Annotated in this window: 20 protein-coding genes; 6 read left to right on the forward strand and 14 right to left on the reverse strand. The window is 66.8% G+C overall.

The features are described from left to right. The first annotated feature begins 538 nt into the window (after positions 1–538). The 5 genes from ACZ68L_RS02535 (at position 539) to ACZ68L_RS02555 (ending at position 5,475) form a co-directional block, all read left to right on the forward strand. Positions 539–2,356 (forward strand): MFS transporter, encoded by a 1,818-nt coding sequence (locus tag ACZ68L_RS02535; protein ID WP_469573567.1) that lies wholly within the window; start codon positions 539–541, stop codon positions 2,354–2,356. A gap of 102 nt (positions 2,357–2,458) precedes the next feature. Continuing rightward, positions 2,459–2,740 carry a hypothetical protein gene (locus ACZ68L_RS02540; RefSeq protein WP_469573569.1) on the forward strand — a complete coding sequence of 94 codons (282 nt, stop codon included), beginning with the start codon at positions 2,459–2,461 and terminating at the stop codon, positions 2,738–2,740. A 62-nt stretch (positions 2,741–2,802) separates the two neighbouring features. Then, positions 2,803–3,486 (forward strand): hypothetical protein, encoded by a 684-nt coding sequence (locus ACZ68L_RS02545; protein ID WP_469573570.1) that lies wholly within the window; start codon positions 2,803–2,805, stop codon positions 3,484–3,486. Beyond that, positions 3,483–4,493, forward strand: coding sequence for an isocitrate lyase/PEP mutase family protein (locus ACZ68L_RS02550; protein WP_469573571.1), 1,011 nt, complete (start codon positions 3,483–3,485; stop codon positions 4,491–4,493). Before ACZ68L_RS02545 ends, ACZ68L_RS02550 begins: the two co-directional genes overlap by 4 nt. A gap of 568 nt (positions 4,494–5,061) precedes the next feature. Beyond that, a complete protein-coding gene (locus ACZ68L_RS02555; RefSeq protein WP_469573573.1) occupies positions 5,062–5,475 on the forward strand; it encodes a hypothetical protein in 414 nt (137 codons plus the stop codon). 43 nt (positions 5,476–5,518) lie between these two features. On the opposite strand, the gene ACZ68L_RS02560 is transcribed toward ACZ68L_RS02555, so the two are convergent. The 13 genes from ACZ68L_RS02560 to ccmA form a co-directional block, all read right to left on the reverse strand. Then, on the reverse strand, positions 5,519–5,716 hold the full coding sequence (locus tag ACZ68L_RS02560; RefSeq protein ID WP_469573575.1) for a hypothetical protein: 198 nt from the start codon (positions 5,714–5,716) through the stop codon (positions 5,519–5,521). 135 nt (positions 5,717–5,851) lie between these two features. Then, positions 5,852–6,748: a lantibiotic dehydratase C-terminal domain-containing protein gene (locus ACZ68L_RS02565; protein WP_469573576.1), complete on the reverse strand. Its 897-nt coding sequence runs from the start codon at positions 6,746–6,748 to the stop codon at positions 5,852–5,854. Next, positions 6,745–9,234: a hypothetical protein gene (locus tag ACZ68L_RS02570; RefSeq protein WP_469573578.1), complete on the reverse strand. Its 2,490-nt coding sequence runs from the start codon at positions 9,232–9,234 to the stop codon at positions 6,745–6,747. Before ACZ68L_RS02570 ends, ACZ68L_RS02565 begins: the two co-directional genes overlap by 4 nt. Positions 9,235–9,347: 113 nt before the next feature. Continuing rightward, the gene (locus ACZ68L_RS02575) at positions 9,348–10,526 is read right to left on the reverse strand and encodes a PqqD family peptide modification chaperone (RefSeq protein WP_469573580.1); all 1,179 of its coding nucleotides are present in this window, start codon (positions 10,524–10,526) and stop codon (positions 9,348–9,350) included. A gap of 94 nt (positions 10,527–10,620) precedes the next feature. Then, positions 10,621–10,803, reverse strand: a complete 183-nt coding sequence (locus ACZ68L_RS02580) for a thiocillin family RiPP (protein ID WP_266418116.1) — start codon at positions 10,801–10,803, stop codon at positions 10,621–10,623. Between the two features lie 67 nt (positions 10,804–10,870). Further along, complete coding sequence (locus ACZ68L_RS02585; protein WP_469573582.1) at positions 10,871–11,047, reverse strand: thiocillin family RiPP; 177 nt, start codon at positions 11,045–11,047, stop codon at positions 10,871–10,873. 40 nt (positions 11,048–11,087) lie between these two features. Further along, complete coding sequence (locus tag ACZ68L_RS02590; protein WP_469573584.1) at positions 11,088–11,258, reverse strand: thiocillin family RiPP; 171 nt, start codon at positions 11,256–11,258, stop codon at positions 11,088–11,090. Positions 11,259–11,370: 112 nt separating this feature from the next. After that, a complete protein-coding gene (locus ACZ68L_RS02595; protein ID WP_469573585.1) occupies positions 11,371–12,129 on the reverse strand; it encodes a nitroreductase family protein in 759 nt (252 codons plus the stop codon). Positions 12,130–12,132: 3 nt separating this feature from the next. Continuing rightward, positions 12,133–13,806 carry a nitroreductase family protein gene (locus tag ACZ68L_RS02600; protein ID WP_469573587.1) on the reverse strand — a complete coding sequence of 558 codons (1,674 nt, stop codon included), beginning with the start codon at positions 13,804–13,806 and terminating at the stop codon, positions 12,133–12,135. 11 nt (positions 13,807–13,817) lie between these two features. Beyond that, the gene (locus tag ACZ68L_RS02605) at positions 13,818–14,528 is read right to left on the reverse strand and encodes a TOMM precursor leader peptide-binding protein (RefSeq protein WP_469573589.1); all 711 of its coding nucleotides are present in this window, start codon (positions 14,526–14,528) and stop codon (positions 13,818–13,820) included. 39 nt (positions 14,529–14,567) lie between these two features. After that, the gene (locus ACZ68L_RS02610) at positions 14,568–15,902 is read right to left on the reverse strand and encodes a YcaO-like family protein (RefSeq protein WP_469573590.1); all 1,335 of its coding nucleotides are present in this window, start codon (positions 15,900–15,902) and stop codon (positions 14,568–14,570) included. After that, positions 15,899–16,939 (reverse strand): ABC transporter permease, encoded by a 1,041-nt coding sequence (locus tag ACZ68L_RS02615; protein ID WP_469573592.1) that lies wholly within the window; start codon positions 16,937–16,939, stop codon positions 15,899–15,901. Before ACZ68L_RS02615 ends, ACZ68L_RS02610 begins: the two co-directional genes overlap by 4 nt. Further along, complete coding sequence (gene ccmA / locus ACZ68L_RS02620) at positions 16,939–18,147, reverse strand: heme ABC exporter ATP-binding protein CcmA (RefSeq protein ID WP_469573594.1); 1,209 nt, start codon at positions 18,145–18,147, stop codon at positions 16,939–16,941. Before ccmA ends, ACZ68L_RS02615 begins: the two co-directional genes overlap by 1 nt. 81 nt (positions 18,148–18,228) lie before the next feature. On the opposite strand from ccmA, the gene ACZ68L_RS02625 reads away from it, so the two are divergent. Next, on the forward strand, positions 18,229–19,077 hold the full coding sequence (locus ACZ68L_RS02625) for a helix-turn-helix transcriptional regulator (RefSeq protein WP_469573595.1): 849 nt from the start codon (positions 18,229–18,231) through the stop codon (positions 19,075–19,077). Positions 19,078–19,101: 24 nt separating this feature from the next. Here the strand turns inward: ACZ68L_RS02625 and ACZ68L_RS02630 are convergent, their stop codons facing one another. Next, positions 19,102–20,280, reverse strand: coding sequence for an amidohydrolase family protein (locus tag ACZ68L_RS02630; RefSeq protein ID WP_469573596.1), 1,179 nt, complete (start codon positions 20,278–20,280; stop codon positions 19,102–19,104). Between the last annotated feature and the right edge of the window lie 6 nt (positions 20,281–20,286).

The following is a 20,286-nucleotide window of genomic DNA, read 5'->3' on the forward strand; positions in this document are numbered from 1 at the left end:
CGGCGTACGCGGTGTTAGGAGCCGCTGTCGCTCTGGGAGGCCGCCGCCCCGGACCTGGAGCGTGGCCTCCATGCAGGCGGCTCTCCCGGCCTGGTTGCGAATCGTCATGACGCAGTTCTTGCCGGCGCTGCCGCTGCAGAGGAGGTGGGCGGCGCCCCCGACGCCCTGGAATCTGTGCGAGTCGATGACCGAGTAGCCCGAACCGCAGAGGCCGGCCGGATCGGCCGCAGCTGCGTATGCGGGGGTGACCACTGGTGCCGAGCGCCATCACGCCTGCGGCGGCGGCAAGAGTTGCCGTGCGTGCCTGCCATCTGTGCATGGGAACTCCATGGTCGTTCGTGAGCTGGTGATCTCGAACGACTACTGCATGTCACTTTGTGAACTTCCCGCTTCAAGGAACCTTTCCGGACAGGGAGAAAAGCCGCGTGCTAGCGTCCCGGAAGCAACGCGTGGGCCCCGGAACGCGTCTTCCGGCCATGAGGCCCGTGCAGTAATTCGTCGGTTCCGACACGTCCGGGCGAGGACGGGGAGAGTCGCAGTGACCACTGCTGAGCCCACACGGGCGAAGCGCAGTACAGCCCGTACGGACTCGGCCGAGGGCTCTGCACGGGTTCCCGCGCCGGGCGGCAGCGGCCGGGTCGACCGCTTCAAGGAGCGCTGCCGCCGCCACCCGGTCCTGCTGACGACCGTGGTCGCCGCGGTCACGCACCTGCTCTGGTTCTTCTTCTTCGCGAACAGCGGCGGCGACCTCGCGGCCCAGGACGCCTGGGCGGAGTTCGTCGGCCGGCATCCCGGTACGGCGTACAACCTCGCCTGGTACGGGGGCATGCACCCCGTCTCGTACAGCGTCGTGTCGCCGTATCTGATGTCGGTGTTCGGCGTGCGGACGACGATGATGATCGCCGGGACCGTGTCGGCGGCGCTGACGGCGCTGATCCTGGTCCGGGTCCGGGCCGTGCGCAATCCGCTCGCCTGCTCGCTCGCCGGGCTGTTCGCGTATCTCTGCAACGCGCTGTCCGGGCGGGTGACGTTCGGGCTCGGCATGATGTTCGCGGTGGGGGCGGTCGCCGCGGTGTTCTGCTGGCCGCACCGCTGGCGGTACAAGCGGTGGGCGAAGGCGGCCGTCGCCGCCCCGCTCGCCGGCCTCGCGACGGCGAGCAGCCCCGTGGCCGGACTGTTCCTCGGCGTGGTCGCCGCCGCGCTCTTCCTGAACAAACGACGCCCCGGGGCGTACGCGCTGGGCCTGGCGCCGGTCGTGGTCGTGGCGCTGTCCGCGTGGCTGTTCCCGTTCTCCGGCACGCAGCCGATGTCGCTCGCGACCCTGTCGCTGCCGTTCCTCTTCGCGGCCCTCGTCTTCGTCCTCGTACCGCGCGACTGGAAGACGGTCCGCACCGCCGCCGCCGTGTACGGCGTCGGGACGCTGATGACCTATGTGATCGACTCCCAGATCGGCTCGAACGTCACCCGGATGGCGATGCTGTACGCCGGTGTGGTGCTGCTTGCCGCGCTGCCGTACGCGAAGCCGCGCTCCCGGCGCTGGTACGCACTGGTTCTGGCGTTCGTCGGGCTGAACTTCTGGATCGGCTTCAAGAGCGTCGACGACATCGTCCGGACCGCCCCCGCCGCCTCCTGGACGCGTGAGCTGGCGCCTCTGGTCAATCAGCTGCAGCAGGTCGGCGCGGAGCGCGGCAGGGTCGAGGTCGTGCCCGCCAGCAGCCACCGGGAGGCGTCCGCGCTCGCGCCGTACGTCAATCTGGCCCGTGGCTGGAACCGGCAGGCGGACATGGAGCGCAACCCGCTCTTCTACGACGACACCCTGAACAGCGCCGCCTACCGCGAGTGGCTCGACCGCTGGGCGGTGCACTACGTGGTGCTGCCCAAGGGAACCCCGGACTCCAGCGGCGCCGTGCAGGAGGCGGAGCTGGTCGACGCGGGGCTGCCGTACCTGAAGCCGATCTGGTCGGACGCCAACTGGCGGCTCTTCGCGGTCGACAGCCCGGTACCGCTGGCGGACCCGCCGGCCACGGTGGACCGGGCCGGCGCCGGCGAACTGACCATCCATGTGAAGAAGCCCGGCCGGATCCTGATCCGCATCCCGTACTCGCACTGGCTCGCCCTGGTGGACGAGAAGGGCAAGAGCGTGAAGCGGCCTCAGGAGACCGAGGCGTCCAAGCAGCGCGAGGACGAGAACACCCCCCGGACCTTCGTCAACACCAACGGCTGCCTGATCAAGGTCGAGGAGGACGCGGAGGGCGACGAGTGGACGGAACTGCTCGCGCCGCGGCCGGGCGTGTACCGGCTGGCCGCGCCCTACCAGCTGTCACCCGGCACACCGTGCCCGGAGGAGCTGCGCTGAACCCGGCCCCGGAGCCACCCGGTCGAGGACGAGATCCGGGGCCGGTGGCTCGATGGCCGGGAATCGGCATCGCCGGGCCGACTCCGCGGCCATAGTGGACGTATGAGCCTGACCACAGACGGAGAGCCGCCCGGCCCTGTGCGGTTCTACCTCGCGTGCGACCGCCGGGGCTGCCAGTCACGGGCCGTGTTCGACCTGGTCATCGCGGAGCCGCCGCCGGACATCGAGACCGACCTGTTCGGCCATGTGCTGCACAGCGCGACCGTCGCCTCCCCGTACATCGGGGAGCTCGGATGGATATTCATCCAGCAGGAGGGCTACTGGTGTCCGAACTGCGCCTCGCCGGGCCGGCGCCCGCGGTCGAGGGACGTCACGTCGTCCTGACCCCGAGAAGCGCCGACGACGGTTCGGCGGGGACCGAAGCGTTACGGATCTAGCGTCGAGGCATGACGGACACGAAGCACGTACCCGACGCCCTCGACGTACTCGACGCACTGCACGCACCTGACGGCCCCGACGCGCGGCACACGACCGACGCTCCCGTAGCACTGCACGCATCTGACGCATCGCACACACCTGACGCGTCCGGCCTGCTCACGCCGGACGCCCCCGACGCCCTCGACGACGCCCCGGTGACCGACGACCGCGACCCCGCGCGGGTCCTGACGGCCATGGTCGACCACGTGCTGGGCCTTGCCGGCACCTGGACCGGATGGGACGGCCGTCCCATCCCCGCCGACGACCGGATCTACACCCCGCACAAGGCGATCCGCCGCGTCGCCGACCACCTGGTCGACCATCTCGCGGAGATGGAGGCCAGACTCGTGGGTGAGGAGACGCAGCCGGACCACTGGCACGCCTCGGCCACCACGACCGAGGCGGACCTCGCCCCGTTCACCGAGGCCGACCTCGACGAGGCGCGCAGCAGACTGGTCCGCCTGGCCAGGATCTGGGCGAACCGCCTGGAAGCGCTGACACCCGATCAGCTCGACCGGTCGCCCGGAAAGGGGTGGACGTTCCGTCAACTCGCCTTCCATCTGGAGGGATCGGCGTACTACGCCGACTCCGTGGGGGACCTGACGGCGAGCGGCGCACCCGCTTCCTGCCCGGACCGGACAGCGAAGCCATGACACCGGACAACACGCCCGTCGAAGCCGCGCTGCCGGAAGACATGGGGGAAGACGCGAGGGGAGACGCGAGGGGAGACGCGAGGGAAGGCGCGAGGGGAGACGCGGCGCCCGACGTCACAGCACCCGGCACCACGGCGATCGGCCCAGCCTCCGCTACCGCCTCCGCCCCTGCCACCGCCTTTGCCGCCCTGCACTGTTCGTCCGGCCCGCCGTTCCTGATTCCCAACGCCTGGGACCATGCCTCGGCGTGCGCCCTTGCCGGGCAGGGCTTTTCGGCCATCGCCACGACCAGCCTGGGAGTGGCCGCCGCGGCGGGCCTGCCGGACGGTGCGGGAGCGACCCGGACGGAGACGCTGCTGCTGGCCCGGCGGCTCGGTACCGGGCCGTATCTGCTCTCCGTGGACGCCGAGTCCGGGTTCGGCGACGACCCCGACGAGGTGGCCCGACTGGCCCGTGAACTGGCGGACGCCGGGGCGGTCGGCATCAACCTGGAGGACGGCCGCCGCGACGGCACCCTCGCTCCGGTGGCGCTGCACGCGGCGAAGATCGCTGCGGTGAAGGCCGCCGTACCGGACCTGTTCGTCAACGCCCGTACGGATACGTACTGGTTGGGCGGCCGGGAGAAGGCCGCGACGACGTCTCGACTCCAGGCATACGAACAGGCGGGCGCGGACGGTGTGTTCGTGCCGGGGCTGACCGATGCCACGGAGATCGCCACCCTGGTGAAGCGGCTCGAAACCCCTCTCAACATCCTCTACGCGCCCTCCGGTCTCACTGTCCGCCAACTCGGTGACCTCGGGGTACGTCGGGTGAGCCTCGGCTCGCTGCTGTTCCGGACGGCGCTCGGGGCGGCGTTGGGCGCGGCAGCGGACATCCGGGCGGGCAGGCCGGTGGCCGGTGGAGGGCCTACGTACGCGCAGGTGCAGGCCCTGACCGGTCCGGCGTACGAGCAGGGAACTTCGCCCGGTAGCCGGGCAGATCCTGCAGGGGGCGGCGCCGGCCGGTGAGGAACCCGTCGGCGAACAGGGCCCGGAGGCGAACAGCGCGGTTGGGGTGAGCCTGGTCCCGGAGCGTTCGACGTCGTGCTTCACCAGCGTGTACCAGGCGTCCGGGAAGTGCTTCACCTCAAGGGTCTCGCGCGGAGGCAGCCGGCGGTGGGCGCTCTCCGTCTCGGCGACGTCCACGCTGATGTCATGGCCGCCCAGCGCCGGCAGGACAGGGATGCCGTACATCGCGCGCAGGTCCGCGGTGGCGTCAGCGGTGTAGTTCTTGGCGATGAAACGCCAACGGTCGGCCGACACGTCCCGGGTGTCTCCGGTCTCGCGGTGGTACTCGTCGAAGGTGAACGGAGAAAGAGGACACGGAGGCTTTGCCGTTCACGGTGTGGGCCGAATCGTTCGTTCTTGAAGTGAACGTATTGCACCCGAACGTACGTGACGGAACAGCGGCTCCTCGGGTGAGGGGGAACGATGAAGGAGCGCGGGCACGGCCTCGTGGAACACGGCGGGCCGGTGGTGCGCCGAGGGATTCCCGAAGGCGCCGAGACGCGCGTCGCGAAGCCCTGCTGGGACGCCTTTGGCCGCACGCTGGGCCGGGCCCTCAACCCACTCGACACCGCACGGGCGCCTTCCCCACGACGAGGCCATCGCGCGGGCCGGTGTCGCCGCCATTCTGCTGGGTGTTCCCGACATCGAGGTCGTCGCCGAGGCGGGCGACGGGCGCGAGACGATCGAGCTGGTCCGGCCGCACCGGGCGGCCGGACCGCTCAGCGGTGACGACCCGCCGTGGCTGCGGATCGCCGAGGTACCAGTGCGTGGTGCCGCGGTGGCGCTGAGCTGTCGCCTGACCGTCGTGGCGTCGGCTGTCCCGGTGGGCCCTGAGCCTGACAGGGGCCGGGGGTGCTGCCCGTTCACGGCGGAAGGAATCGGACTGTGTGTGGTTCACCGGGGAGCGCAGCGACTTGTGGAGCCGGATACGGCAACCACGTAGCCGCGCGCTTCCCGTACTGGTTCTGCGGCGAGTCTGCCACCGACTATCGACGGGCCCACAGCCGAGCCGCAGGGATCCCCACACCGATCGCACTGCCGATGCCGATGCCAACGCCTATACCCAGCCCGACGTTGTCCACGATGAACAGCCCGACCAGTAACCCGATAACGATGCCTGACAGCATGCCTACGACCAACCCTGTAGGGACGGACGGGGCTTTGAGTTCCTCATTGTTCGTCACTCGATCATTGTGCAGGAAAGCTGCGCGTAGCGCTGGCAACTGCTTGCGGTTGCGGCAGTGGGGGGGCGAGACGGCCGTCCAGACCGCTCAGGTCCGTGGGATGGCCGGAGCCGCGCGCCGGCGACGCCGAGCCGTCTAGATCTCTGCATCCAGCAGACTTTTCAACCGAGCGGCCTTGATCCCGAGGAGAGCCTCCTCGCGAGGCAGAATTCCCAATCGGTTGCACATCATGTGCGCTTGATGAAAGATCAAGTGGCCTGCACTGTAAGGTATGTGCTTCTCCGAGGCGCGAGCGAGATATTCTGACAGGGACTCTGTCCAGCTCTTGGTGTGCGCCTTCACTATCGGATCGCAGGCCAGGAGTTCAACTTTCTGGACGATTCCCCAGGGGTCCTGATCTGCGAGCCTGCGGAGCTGAGTGCGAAGCCCTTCACCTTCCCTTCCTGCGTCATGAGTCCACCAGGCCAGGTGCCGCTCCCAGAACTGTGGCACGCCAATGCCTCGTCCGCGTACATCAATTGCTGCCGCAGACGCATTGAGCAAGAGCACAGCCAGCGCCGCCCGGTCCGGGTGCCGTGGAAGTCGACTGGCCCACAAGGCCAGGTCGCTGGAGCGCTGGAACAGGACCTCGGCGAGTTCCGTACCGTCCGGCCCCCCATATTTGGTGTCTTCGGGTTCATAGACCGTCACATCAGCTCCCGCATGCCGGCCGCTGAAGGGGCGCAGCTCCAACGGGACCAGGGCCCCACGGCTCGGGACCGGCCGGCGTGTCAACTGCTTGAGCTCCGAATCAAGGTGGGGCAGTCGGCGATGCAACTGGTCGAGCACGCTTCGTGGCCCATGGACCCGGAGTCGTATATGAGGGCCCTTCCAGTCGGTGTACTGGATGAAGAACCAGCGATCGGCGCCGTGCGCGACCGCCAATTCGGCGAGCGGGGGCAGGCATGTGGAAATCGCCAGATCCAGACGGTCGATCCCGCCGGGATAGAGACGCGCGTACCACCAGTCCGCTTCAAGCAGAGCATTGCTCATCGGCTTTCTCCCATGCGCGCGCGCCCCGTTTCAGCACAAGGAGGGGTTCCCGGGGAAGGACGTTCCCACCGCATCAGTGCAACGTGTTCTGCGGCGTGATGACGCCCCAGTTCGTCGCGGACCCAAAAGGAAGACCGATCCGGATATGCCTCGGACAGGCGGATGGCTGTCGCCTGATTCGCTTTGCCGATGTGATTGAGGGCAGCCCATATTGCATGAGGGCTGCGGAAAGACAGCCAGAATGGCTTTCCGCTGGATGGTGTCATTTCTGTAAGGAGTGATGGGGACTCGACAGAGATGAACACCTCGTCCGGGATTCCCTGGTCGCTGCGCCACTGGTGCATGCGCCGAAAATACGCTGCAGAAGCTTCACCGGCACCGGGACGGGGCAGCGCGGACGGATCAAAGCGCCAAGTGCGCCGCCCGAGCACGAGGCGACGGTGTATTCTGCGGGGAATCAGTTCTATGGCCTTGTCGACAGGCGGTGGAGTCACGTCAATCGGGCTGCGTGTGCAGCACATTCGGGAACCATTGACCCACGGGTCGGCGAGGCAGAGCAGCAACCGTGCGACCCCTGGGACGAGATGCTGAGGCACAACGCCCAAATACACCGGGGCAATTGTTCCACCTTCTCGCCCTACGAATTCTAGGGTGCCAGTGGTCGGGTCGTGCCTCATTTCGAAGGGCACATCAGAATGTGGCGACTCGTCCCGTCTGCAGGGCTCATTCGGCCAGCGCAGCCGAGGCAGTATCCCGTCGGCCGCGTCATGCATGCCGTTGACGTCGCCGGCCAAGGTGACCTGGTGTGGGTCGGCCTGCGGAAACAATTCCGTCACCCAGTCCTGTAATTGTTGCGTGAGGCCTCCGCGGCGGGGTTTCGAGGAATCCAACTGCTTACGGAACCGGGCAATCAGCCCTCCGACCCCCGAGTTGTACTGATTGACGATGGTCTGGTGCCGACCGAGTTGGATATCCTCGGGTGACTGGGCCGCGACCTGATAAAGGGTGCCCGCCGTGGGGGGTGCACTGCTGGCGGACACAGGCAGCCACGCCCGGTCCGTGGGGCGACCTGAATCCCGGTGGTCCAGCTGAAGCGCCTGGAAAAGTTTGTTTTCGAAGCCAGGAGCAGCCGCAACCGCCCACAGGAATTCGTAAGCGTCCGCGCAGTATCCTCCTCGGCCGTACAGCGCAACGAACTCGTCCCGAACCCAGTCGTACACATGCGAACGAAAGATATAGGGTCGGATCAATTCGCCCAGCTCGACCAGGTCTTCCTGAATCCGCTGAGCCGGCAGGCTCAGCGGGATATCCGAGACGGCGTCCTCATATACCGCGAAGTGCACCGACGGTTGCGGATCGCCCTCCGGTGCCGACCCGATAGCCGAGATGAGGCGACCGACAGTCCGAACCCGCTCGCTTCCCGGAAGCAGATGAAGTCCCGCTGCTCCGCTCTGCAGTTGCCCGAGCAGTTCTGCGGTGCGTTGAGCAGCCGGGTGACGGACTGTTTCCACGGTCCGGGCAAGTGCCTGGAGAGGGTTCTGTTCGCCCGTGGTCCAGGGGAGCACGAGACAGATCCAGCCCGTGTCGAGTAGGCGCAGGAATCCTCCGAACGGGTCTTCGCCGCCAATCCGGACGAGACTCTCGGCAATGGTCATCCGGGGCCACGAGGCGAACTCTTCCGAAAGCGTGCTGTAGAGGGATGCGTCGACCAGCGTGTCTGTGCGCCAGGCGGCGTCGCCCGAGCCACCGTACGAGGGCATCAACAGGTGTGGGCGACCGGAGACGTAACGGGCCGACCGGTTGGGCTCGACCTGGAATGCCGCCGCGAACCGCTCGTCCCGCGCTAGGGTGTCCACCCAGCTGCGGACGTGCTGCTGGTCGGCATAGCTGTGACCGGCCCCATCGGCATGCTGCCCGTCGAGGGCGAGGGCCGTCAGGCGGCTGAAGGGACTGGTCTTGAGCGCCGCTCTGGAGACATACCCGAGTACCGAGCGAGCTGCCTTGCTGTTCGGTTCGAGACCCTTGGATGTCAGATGAGTCAGCAGATGGGGGCTCGCATGGGAGAGGCCCTGCTCGAAGCGCTGATCGGCAAGTACATCCCGGAGTCGCTTCGTCGCCAGTGCAGTCTCTGCTTCGTACTGTTGGTCGGTGTGCATGCGAAGCGCGGTCAGCTCTCGCATGTTGTCGAGCCATTGCGCCACCATGCGACCAGTGGTGCCGTCGAAGCTCTCCGGCAGCGACTGGACGACGTCCGCCGATAGCTTGGCGGGCCGGTGGTTGTGCACGGCTCGGCGTAGTTCAAGGGCTGCACGCCGGATGGCGGGTGCTTCCTCAAGCGTGGGGATCGCTTCATGCAGCGCGTCGGACAACGCCCCGGCATCTTCCTTGAGCAGCTGTTCCAGTGCGGTCTCACGCTCCAGCTGTTGTGAGGTGAGCGAGAGATCAAGGTCCAGCGCTTCGACCGGGAGCTGATTGATCCGGTGCACTGTACAACTGGAGAGGACGGGAGCGAGGACGCCTGTCGCCGGATCAACCGGTGAGTGGTTCTCCAGGGGCAGGGGCAGGGGCAGGGGCAGGGGCACGGTCGGTTGGGTGGTCATCAGCGTATGAATCCTTCGACGAGATGCCACCACCACATCAGGACAAACCCGACCATGAGGAGACCGTAGATTCCGCACACGATGCCGAAGACGCAGTACCCGACGCGCTTGGGCTTGCTGCTCGCCAAGAGGTGACTGGGCAACGGGGCCCTGGTGACCAGATGTACCAGGTAGGCGAAGGACCGGCCACGGATGTTGACGGAACCCATGGCGGACTCCAGCGCGTGATACCCGTCAGACGGCAGGAGCGGATTGAGATTCACGATCATCAGCAACAACTGGAGTTGGAGCAGCGCTCCCGCGATGTCGTGCACCGCCCCGCTGCTGTCGAGCAGGACCACACCGGTGATACCTGCCCAGATGGCATCGCTCATGGGACCGGCCAGCGCGATGAGCGCGCGGGGTGCGCGGCCGCGCACCCGGTAGGCGTCCGTACGGTCCACGTACGCCACCGGCATCACGTACAGCATCAGAGTGATACCGGCTTCTCTGACAGGGACGCGCAGGGTCTGGCACACCAGTGCGTGCGACAGCTCATGGACAGCGATCTGGAGCATGAGCAGCAGCGCTGCGAGCCACGACCACGATGAGTAGGACGGCATGCCCTCTTCGGCCAGGGCGTAACCGGCAGCAGCCAAGCCGGCGAGGGTCAGAACTGTCCACGCGGCGACGACAATCGAGACACGCGACTTCTGAACCAGGCGGGCCAGGGGCTCCAGCAGGACGTGAACTGAACTCGTCAGTGCCTTGCGTGGCATCTTCTGTTGCAGCGAATACTTCAGGACCCGCTCTCGGCGAGTCTGCTCCTGCGGTTCGAGCGTCAGGACGCCAGCCTGTCTGACCTCGGTCAGGAAACGTACGACTGCTGTCTCGATGAGGCCGGGGTCTCCGGACGATGACGAGGCCACCCGACGGACCACGTCCCGTGCTGTGGCACCCTCGGTCAGGAGCTTGAGAACGACCGTGCCTGCCTGGGAGACAGCCACGTATTTGCCGGTTTCGGCGTCGAAGAGCAGTGGTCTTCCGTCGAGGCCCACTGTCTGCTCGATGGTGTCCCTCAAGGCCAGGGGCTCGGTGTCCAGCCATGCGGTGTCCGTCGTGTTCACGTCCGCGGATTTCGAGTCGCTGTCGTCTGGCGCGGTTTCCTGGGGCGGGGTAGCCGCGGCGGTGGATCGCATGGGTGGCCTCCTGAGGGGGATAATGCTGAGGACCCTGCCCGGCCGGCACACTGAGACTGTGCCGGCCGGGCAGGGGGTCAGCGTCGGATCTCGATCAGCCGGCCGAGGAGGCGCTGCTGGCGGTACCGACACAGGCAGCCGGGCAGCTGGCCGAGGCGGCGGTGCCGAAGGACGCGGCGGTGCCGAGCAGGGCGCTGTCGGCGAGCGGCTCCACAGTCATGTCCTCAACGGACAGATCGATGACCATGACGTCCTGGGCGTTGTTGTCTGCGTACATGTTGATGCTCCTGTTTTCTCGGTGTTTTTATGGATGGACGGCCGGCATGTTGCCTGCCGTGGCTGGGTCAGCCCGCCGAAGAGGCGCTGCCGCCGGTCGAGGCGGTGGACGCGGGGCAGGTGGCACTGCCGAACGTGCCGATCGAGCCCCAGGTGCCCAGCAGCGCCGCGTCGTCGAGGACTTCAGCGGTCAGGTCGCCGGCGATGTCCTCGGCGAACAGGTCGATGATTGCGGTGTCGTTCACTGTGATGCTCCTTGCCTGTATGGCGGGTTGGGGAAGGTGGTCAGCCCTGGGAGCTGGCGGTGGCGGCGGTACCGATGGTGGAGCCGCCGAGGCTGCCGAACGTACCCACCGTCGAGATGGATGCCAGAGCCGCGTCGGTCGGCAGGGCGTCGATCGTCAGGGAGGCGTCCTCGGCGAACAGGTCGATGAGCATGTCGGTCTCGTTGGGCATTACGCCGCTCCTTGTGTGGTGTCTTGAGTGATCGGCGGTCGACACGAGAGGAAGCCGCCGCTTGACCGCACCCTTTTCGGGCACGGAGTCTTGGGGGGTGACGTTGTCGCTGTCAGAGTTCGTCGGCAGCGAGCGGGTAGCCGCAGGAGAAAGCCAGCAGCTGTGAGCTGCGGTAGCCGTCCGCCGGCACCAGCGGCTTGAGCGCCGAGGCCAGGAAGCCGGCGAAGATGCTGCCGACCAGCCCGCGGTCCAGGGCCGTGAGCCATGCTGTCTGGGAGGCGGCGCCGGCCCTGGCCAGCAGGAGCCGGTGGCCGTGTTCACCGTGGCGGTCCAGGGAGGCTGCCATCGGGCCGCAAGCCATCACGATCGCCGGCGCGTCGGCGAACTCCAGCTGAAGGACCAGGTCTCCCGCCGCTTCACCGGCCGGCAGATCGGCGAGCCGGATGAACTCACCGCTCGTCGGCGAGTAGAGGTGGATGCCTGTGGACAGTCCGGCTACGTTGCGGGCCGCCACCAGAAACTCCAGTTCGGCGCCGGCGTCGTGGTCGGGCCAGGCAAGGCGGTCGAACGCCGCAGCACGCTCGACCACGGCCGCGATCACTTCTACGGGGACGGACTGCGAGGCATAGGTACGCACCGACGACCGGCGGCGCAGTACCGCTTCCAGCGATTGCTCACTCGGTGGTGCGGCAACAGCGGCGGTCCTGTCGTGGTGCGTCGCACCGGCTGCCTGGAGCGCCCCGCGAAGTTCGGGAGCCGGTGCAGCGGGCGCTGTGCGCAGGGCTTCGGCGTCCAGCCGGGTGCGCACCTGTAACTGCCGCATGACTTCCTGGGAGTCGAGAAGCGCGGGCAGCGGAGAGATCGTCTGCATGGATCAGGCCTCGTCTGTGGTGAAGGGGCGGAGCTCCAGCACGCCCGTGATGGGCTCGGCATCAAGGTCGAGATCGAAGGCGGCGGCGAGCGCCGCATCGTCCCAACGGTCCATCGGGTGAGCCGAGATGCCGAGGGCACGTGCCGCATGGACCAGCTGCGCGATGGCCACACCGGCGTCGAGATGAACGATTCGCCAGGCGAAGGTGGAGTACTTTGACGCCACGCGGGCCAGGGCACCGGTGAAGACAATGGTTGCTGAGCACCCGGCGCCGGGCAGTTGGGCAAGGTCCATGGCAGCGGGCAGCTGGGCCAGACGGTGGCCCGTCGCGTCGTAACCCCACATGCCGGACGGCACACCTGTCACGTCCCGGACGACCGCGTGAAGGGTCACCGAACCCAGATTTCCTCCGGTGGGTGACCACCGGGCGACGCTCCGGGCCGAACCCGCCTCGTCCTTGCGTCCGGCGGCCACCAGCAGCAGCGACGCCAAATGGGATAGGTCGAGTTGGTTGATCACCGGCGGTATCGCCGGTTCCAGCGGCGCTTGCGGCAGTACCCCTTCCGTCGGAAGGGCGAGCGTGTACGCGCTCGGCCAGCGCTTGCTCTCGTGCTGCAGCGCGACGTTGCCCGGCTTGTAATGCACTTGGTGGTCCCGAGGGTTCAACAGTTTCCGAGGCGGGAAAGCGACCGAGGTCTCGAACATGACGGCGAGTGGGACGCCCGCCGTGGTGAGTGACGACCTGTTGTCCGCCTGCTCCGGGACCGGAGCCATGACGTACAGGTCCTGCTGCCACGCGTCCAGGTCGGTTCGGACGAGGCCGCGAAGGACCACGATGGAGCCCACACGCCCCACGATCGCCGTCACTTGATTGGTGATCATGGCAATGGCCATGGTGCGTGCAGCCGTTTCGTTCCGCACGGAGTTCTGTTGCTTCACAGCGGTGGCCGCGGCGCGCTGGCGTTCCACATCGTCGTAGGAGACGGTGAACGCGGGGTCGATGTACGGACCGAGATCCAGCGTGGAGCCGCTGAGATGTGCCGGCAGCATCGGAATCCCGCGGGCCGCGCACCACTGGCCCACCGCACGCAGATCCGTTTCCACACCGTCGCCGACCGCGACCACGAGATCCGGTTCGTCCTCGGGGGTGTCCGGCCCCTGGGAGACCTGAGTGAACCCGGCAGCGATCAGGCTCTCCTGGAGCAACGCTCCGTTCTCGCTGTCGCCGATCACGGTCACCCGTGTGCTTCTCAGCCGCTGGAGCACTTCGGACGCGTTGCGGTTGACCCTCGTGGAGTCGAGATTGCGTGACAGGAAGACGGCTGTGGGGGTGTCGGCCGCGGGGTCTCCCGCGCTTGTGCCTTCTTCCAGAAGCCCGCAGGTGTAGAGGAGGGCGAGAGCTTGTTCGACGTGCTGTACGGGGACTTCGGCCAGCCCAGCCACCTCCGCCGCGTCTCTCGTGCCGTCGAGCAGAGGAAGGAGGCTGGGGATCAGCTCACGCGTGGCGGCGCCGCGAAGTACCTGCCGTGTGGGCCCGCCTTCGACCAGTAATCCGTCCGTGAAGGGCACCACGACCAGGCCACGGCACAGGGCGGGGCGGACGGGGGCGTTGAACTGAGGATCCTGTGCGACGGCGCGTCGCATGTCCTCCGCGGATACGAGTCTGTTGTCGGCCATGGCGCGCTACCTCACTGATGAGCGGATATCGACGGTGCAGTCAGGGGGCCACCGTGGGCGGATGCAGCGGACTCACCGGGGGATGTCAGGAGGGGGGCCAGGTCCCGGGCCAGCTCTCCCCAGGTCGCCGTGGCCGGGTCCCTCGGCGAAGTGCGACAGCGGTCGCATCCGTGCACACCGACCACGTGCGCGCCCGTCACGTGCTGTTCGAGGACATGCCAGTGGCGTACATTTCCGGCGAGCTGGGCGGACTCTCCCGCCTCCAGGCGCCGTAGTACGTCAAGGGCCATGCCGGCCGCCATGTCCACGTGATGGGGCAGGAAACCGCCGGTTCCCGAGGTGGGGAAGGTGTCGTAATGGGCATGCAGGGTGGCGGTGTGCGCACCGTCTCGCTCGTGCTGACTGCGCCTTCGCCGGAAGCAGCGGTAACAGGCGCCTTCGCCGGGTACGACCACAGGACCGATGCGCAGCCGGGGGTGCTCGGTGACTACGGGGAACCAGATGGTGCCCCAGTCGGCCGACCGGGCATCCAGGATCTCCGCCAGCCTGGGGGTCTCTCGCCATGAGGCCAGGATTCTGACTTGTGCCGCCGGCCAGAGGGAGGAGTGTTCCAAAGCGCTGTTCTGGTCCGAGGTCACCGCGATGTCGTGGTGCTCCGGACGCAACCGGTCTGCCACGGCCGACCCGAAGTCACCCACTGCGAGTACGTGCACCTTCGTCATGGAATTGCCTTCCTGGGGCATGGGGTATCTGTCGGCGTATCAGGCGAAGGGCTGTGGCAGCGGATTGATCTCCGCCTCGCTCAGCACGGGATACCCCATACGAGCCGGCGCTTCGTACAGACGGGGATGCGCCAGGAAGCGGGCCCGGTGAGTGAAGGACAGCGGCATCAGCTCCGGCACTATGACACGGACCACCCTGAACCCCACGTCGCGGGCTTCGTCCGTCGTGCACTCCACGGCGACGACATTGCAGCCGGCCTGCTTGAGCCGGTTCACCAGCAGAGCCAGGTCCTGTCCGCTGTCACCGCTGGTCAAGGTGGGCATCATGCCGAACGGGCGGCGGGCGTCGTTTTCAAGGAGGAAGTCATAGTCCCCGCGTCGCTCCGGGCGTCCCATGTAGGAGGCGCCGTGGAATACGTGCAGGAAGTCGTCCACGGAGTCCGGCATCTCGCGCTGGACTTGCATGGCGATGCGCGACGACGCGGATTCGCGGATGATTTTGGCGATCGAATCGGCCGGATCCAGGCTGGTGTTGCACATCACCATCTGCCCCAGCACTTCGTTGTGCGGGGTGAGGTCGACCGAGTACACCGTGGGGATTCCGAGGTCGGTGGTCGCGTCGAAGAAGACCGTTTCCACCAGACTGTTGCGAGACTTCTTCAGGAACGGTGCCAGGTTCTCCGGCACGGCATCGAACTCGATCCGCGGGAGCGCCAGGCGCTGGTACCAGGTCAGTGCGATCGCGTCCCGCTCCACCACCTCGCACACCGCATTGACCAGCGCTTGGGCGAGGTCGGTGTGTGTGGCGCATCCGGTGGAGATGGGGTTTGCGTAGCGTTCGCCCCTGGACTGAGGCGGGATGTGCATCCACACCCCCACCGAGGGCACCCACTGCGGCTTTTCCAGGGTGAGGGACCACCCACGGACCCAGCGCATCGGTGACGTGGTGTCGATGTCGAAGGTGAGTGCCCTGGGGTGGGACAGCTCCCTTTCGGAGCAGCGGGGCAGTGTCGTCAGGTCGATGGCATCTTCACCGAGTTCCTCCGCGGTCGCCCAGATCACGCTTGCGGGCTGCATTACCGAGGTGGCGTAGCGCTCCAGAGCCTCGGCGACGCTCAGCCGGGCCGCTCGTTCCGGATCGGCGGCGCCACCGGCTCCGTCCATCTCGCCTCGGGCGCTGCGTCCTCGGGTGGACTCGGCGACGTTGTCGGCGACATGGCCGATCTCGCCGAGGGATGCGGAGTAGATCGGGAACCGAGGGTCTCCGGGGTGGTTGGGCAGCCTGTGGGTTCTCTCCACGACTCCGTAGGGGCCCACCAGAACGTCCAGGTCGGTGAGACGACCGAGCCCGGCCTGCAGTGCAGCTGTATTCATCGTCCTTCTCCCTGGTCCCAACGGAACAGTCGGGCTGCGAGCCCGCCGAAGATGATCGCGCCGGCCAGGAGGATCAGCCAGTCGGCAGTGAGGCTGTGGGCGGATGCGGCCGTGTTGAGGTCATGGTTGAGCGCGTCCACCAGGTAGGTCGTGGGCAGCGCTTTCGAGACCGTCTCCGCCACCGAAGGCAGCATGTCCATGGGAAGAAACAACCCACTGGAGAAGAGGATGAGGGGCATCAGCAAGCCCAGCAGACCGTTCACCACTTCGGCGTTGCGCATGCGAGATGCGATCAGGTAGCCGAAGGCGAAGAGCATGACCGCGCCGAGCAGTCCCGTCCCCATCAGTCGCAGTGTGCCGGCGAGTGGAAGGAAGCCCATCCAGACTGCGACAATTCCGAGTATCACCAGTTGTGCGGCGACCAGTGCAAGCCGGACAGGCGCCTGGGCGAGTACGAAGGTCATCCGGCTCAGCGGAGTGGTACCGAGCAACCGCAGTGTGCCCCGTGACCTCAGGGCGATCAGTGGAGTCGCGGTACCGAAGAAGGCGATGGACATCAAGGCCATGAGCAGCCCCGTCGGCAGCGCTGCCTTGAGCGGGTCGAAGGGGGCTCCGCCCTCCGGCGTGGTGAAGCTCATGTGCGCTTCACTGATCCCGCTGTCCGAGAGAGCAGATCGTAGATTCTTCAGCGCACCGAACTTCCCCGGGTCGATGACGACGGTGGCTGATGTCGATGTGACGCTCACGATTGCGTCGTAGCCTGCCAGGTCACCGGTTCGGGGCGGTTCTGCCTTCTTCCACTTCTCCACGTGGAAGCCATCGACCTTTTTCAAATGGCCGATGGGTGCCGTCTGTTCTGATGTGGATATCACCGCCATGCGGTAAGAGCTGCCCGCAGTCAGAGTGCCCAGACCGAGAAACATCGCGAGGAAGAGAAGAGGAAACACCAGGGTGAAGAACGCTGTCTTGCCGTCCCGGAAGAGCTCCCGGGAGTTCGTCTTGACCATCTGGCGAAATGCGGGGGTCATCGCGCTCATCAGTGTCCCGCCTTCCCCTTCTCAGACTTGCCTTCGTTCGCTGGTCCGTCGGCGGCAAGGCTGCGGAAGACCGCATCGAGCCCGCCCTTGCTGACACCGAGATCGGTGGCGAGCAGGTTCTGGTCGGCAGCGATACGCCTCAACGTCTGATCGCCGATCGTCGTACGCACCTGGACGGCGATCCGGCCCTCGGAGTCGGCAGTGCTCTCCACTGCTGTGACGCCAGGGAAGGCGTTGATCTCGCTGAGGTCCGCGTCCGCTGACGTAGTGAAGGTCACGGTGCTGCTGTCCGCGAGTTCCGAGACCAGGCGGGCCGGTGTGTCACAGGCGGCCATACGCCCACCCACGAGAACCGCCACCCGGTCGCACAACTCTGTGGCCTCGTTCATGTCGTGCGTGGTGAGAAGTACCGTGCCACCCGTGTCGCGGTGCTTCCGTATGACGTCCCACAGGTGTTCCTTGGCCTGGGGATCGAGTCCGGCGGCCGGTTCGTCCAGGACGAGTACGCGCGGGCGACCGACGACGGTGACTGCGAGAAGCAGCCGCCGCGCCTGTCCGCCGGACAGCGCCTTCACGCGCTGATGCCCCTCGTCCAGAAGTCCGACGCGTTCCAGTACTGCGTCGACGTCGTCGTGATCCTCGTAGAACGAGGCCCATAACTCGACGGTCTCACGCACCGTCAACTGTGGGAAGAGTGTGGCTTCCTGGGGCTGAACGGAGACCATCCGGCGCCATGCCGCATCTCTGGACGACGGGTCGGATCCCATGACGTCGATGGATCCAGAGGTCGGTCTGCGCAGCCCCGTCAGGCATTCCAGGAGTGTCGTCTTGCCCGCCCCATTGGGCCCGAGCAGTCCGAAGACTTCCCCCTGCAGGATTCTGAAGCTGACTCTGTCCAATACGGTACGAGAGTCGTACTGCTTGAAGAGATCACGAACGGTCGCGACAGCACTGCCGTGTCCTTCCCGTTCCATTCCTTCTCCCGTAATCTGCGCAGAATGCTTCATGCTCGATCCCGCCGTGCGGTTGTTCTTCGCTGGATGGACTAAGGGCCAGAGGGCGATGACGGCGGCCTGCCGCGAGGCAGGGTCGCTCAGGAGCTGGAAGGTGCTGGCCACGTAAAGAGGTGGTGGAGAATGCCCTGGGGTGTACGCCGGAGGCCGTTCGTTCGCTAAACTGAAGCTACCCCGATTTGGGAAACCAGTCAACTGTCTAAGGTTTCCTTTGTTTAGAGAACCAAGCTTGAGGGATGGGTCAACATGCCTACTCGTCGCTTTGACGGACGCCGAGTGCGGGCAGTGCGACGCGCCGCCGAACTCACGCAGAGCGAGGTGGCCAAGGCGGTTGGTGTCGCCGACCCGACCGTCGCCAGCTGGGAGACAGGCCAGTCATCCCCTGACGGAGAGAAGCTGCCGGCGCTCGCCAGGGTTCTCGGGCGGGCTCTGGATGACCTCTTCCCGCGGGCGGGTCTGCCCGACCTGACCGATCTGCGGTGCGACGCGGGCTACTCCCAGTACCGGACCAAGGCCCTGATCGGGACGAAGAGCGCAGGTCCGGTGGCCAACGCGGAGCGAGGCAAGCGACGGCTGAAGGACGACTACGCCCACCTCCTGGCTGAGGGGTACCGGGTGAGCCTGGGTGAATTGCTGGCGGCTCAGGAGCGGTCTTTCGGCCGCGATGTTCCTGCCCCGGCAGGCACGGGCGCCGATCCGGCCGTACAGGTTCCCCGCTCGTTGGCAGAGAAGATCGCCTACCTGCTCAGGCACTCATATCCGGGCAAGCAGACACCGCCCACGGACGCGGAGATCGCCGAAGCGGTCAGCGAGCATGCGGGCGGGCCGGTCATCTCCGAGGACGGTGTGCGCGATCTGCGGACCGGGGCTGTACGGACGGCCTCGCCCGTGGTCTGCGAGGGACTGGCCAGGGTGTTCGGCGTCTCACCCATGTTCTTTCAGCCCGATGACGCCGTGGCTCGGCAGGTACTCGAAGGGCTGCGGCTTCTGGCCTCTGCCCGTAAGGGAGCCGTCGGCCGGGTGGAGGCTCGCGGACTCGGTTCCGAAGGTCTTCCGGAGGACGTCCTGTCCTTCCTCAACGAGGTCGTCGCGGAGATGCAGGAACGAGATCTGCCCGGTCAGTAGCACCCCTTCCGATCGGCAGCTTCTCTACGGCTGGTAGCGGGTGCCCGCAGTGAACACGGCCTCGACTGCCCTCAGCGCGCTGAGATCGGCGAGAGGATCCCCGTTCACGATCAGGAGGTCGGCGGTGTATCCGGGGGTGATCCGGCCGGTCTGGTCGGCCACGCCCAGTGCGCGAGCCGCCTCGGTCGTGGCCATCTCGATGATGCGATTGTTGGTCAGTCCCAGGTGCTCGTAGAAGGCGAGGCTGGAGACCAGCCCGTCGAACCCGGCGCGTTGGACTCCGGCGTCGGTGCCGGCGATCAGACGTACCCCGGCATCGGCCATCTGCCGTACGAGGTCAAACATCGCTGCAGCCTTCTCGGGCCCGAACACCTTGGGCAGCATCTGCCAGTGGGGGCTGACGGCAGGGCAGACATGGATGTTCTTGGCGATGATCTGCGCCAGGACGTCCTCTCGGAGCCCGAAGCCCTCGGGCGTCATCCACGTGCAGTGCTCAAGCGTGTCGACTCCGGCCTCGACCGCGGCAGCGATGCCGTCTGTGCCATGGGCGTGGGCTGCGACAGGCAGCCCGGCCTGATGAGCCTCGTCGACGAGCGCGGCCAGCTCGTCCGGGCTGAACTGCGACTCCCAGCTCTTGGCGCCGCCCTTGGTGAGACCACCACCGGTTTCCATCACCTTGATGACCTTTGCGCCCGCGGCGACGTTGCGCCGGACAAGGCCGCGGATCTCGTCGATGCCGGACACCTCTCCACCGAGGAACCAGCAGTGTCCGCCGGGCGGAGTGACCGGCGTGGCCGCGGAGATGATGTGAGGACCGGCGACGGTACCGCCGCTGATCGCCTCGGCCAGACGCAACGTCAGGCCGTTGCGGTCACCCAGGTCGCGTACGGTCGTGACGCCGATGCTCAGGAGCCTCTCTGCCCGTACCCCCATGTCCTTGAAGAGGCGTTCGTCGTCGCGGTCCTGCAGAGTGGCGACAGGGTCAGGCCCTGCGTCAAAGGCGAGATGGACATGCGCATCGATCAGCCCGGGCAGGACCGTGGCGTCAGGAAAGGACAGGAGCGGTTCACCAGCGGGTGCTTGAGCCTCGATATCTGTACGTGGTCCTACTGCGACGATGGTCTGGTCATCGACGAGGACTGCGCCATCGGTGATGACTTCGCCCGATGTTCCGGTCATCACGCGGGCAGCGGTGATCAGCATCTCAAC

This window comes from Streptomyces sp. NPDC104309 (assembly GCF_055584025.1).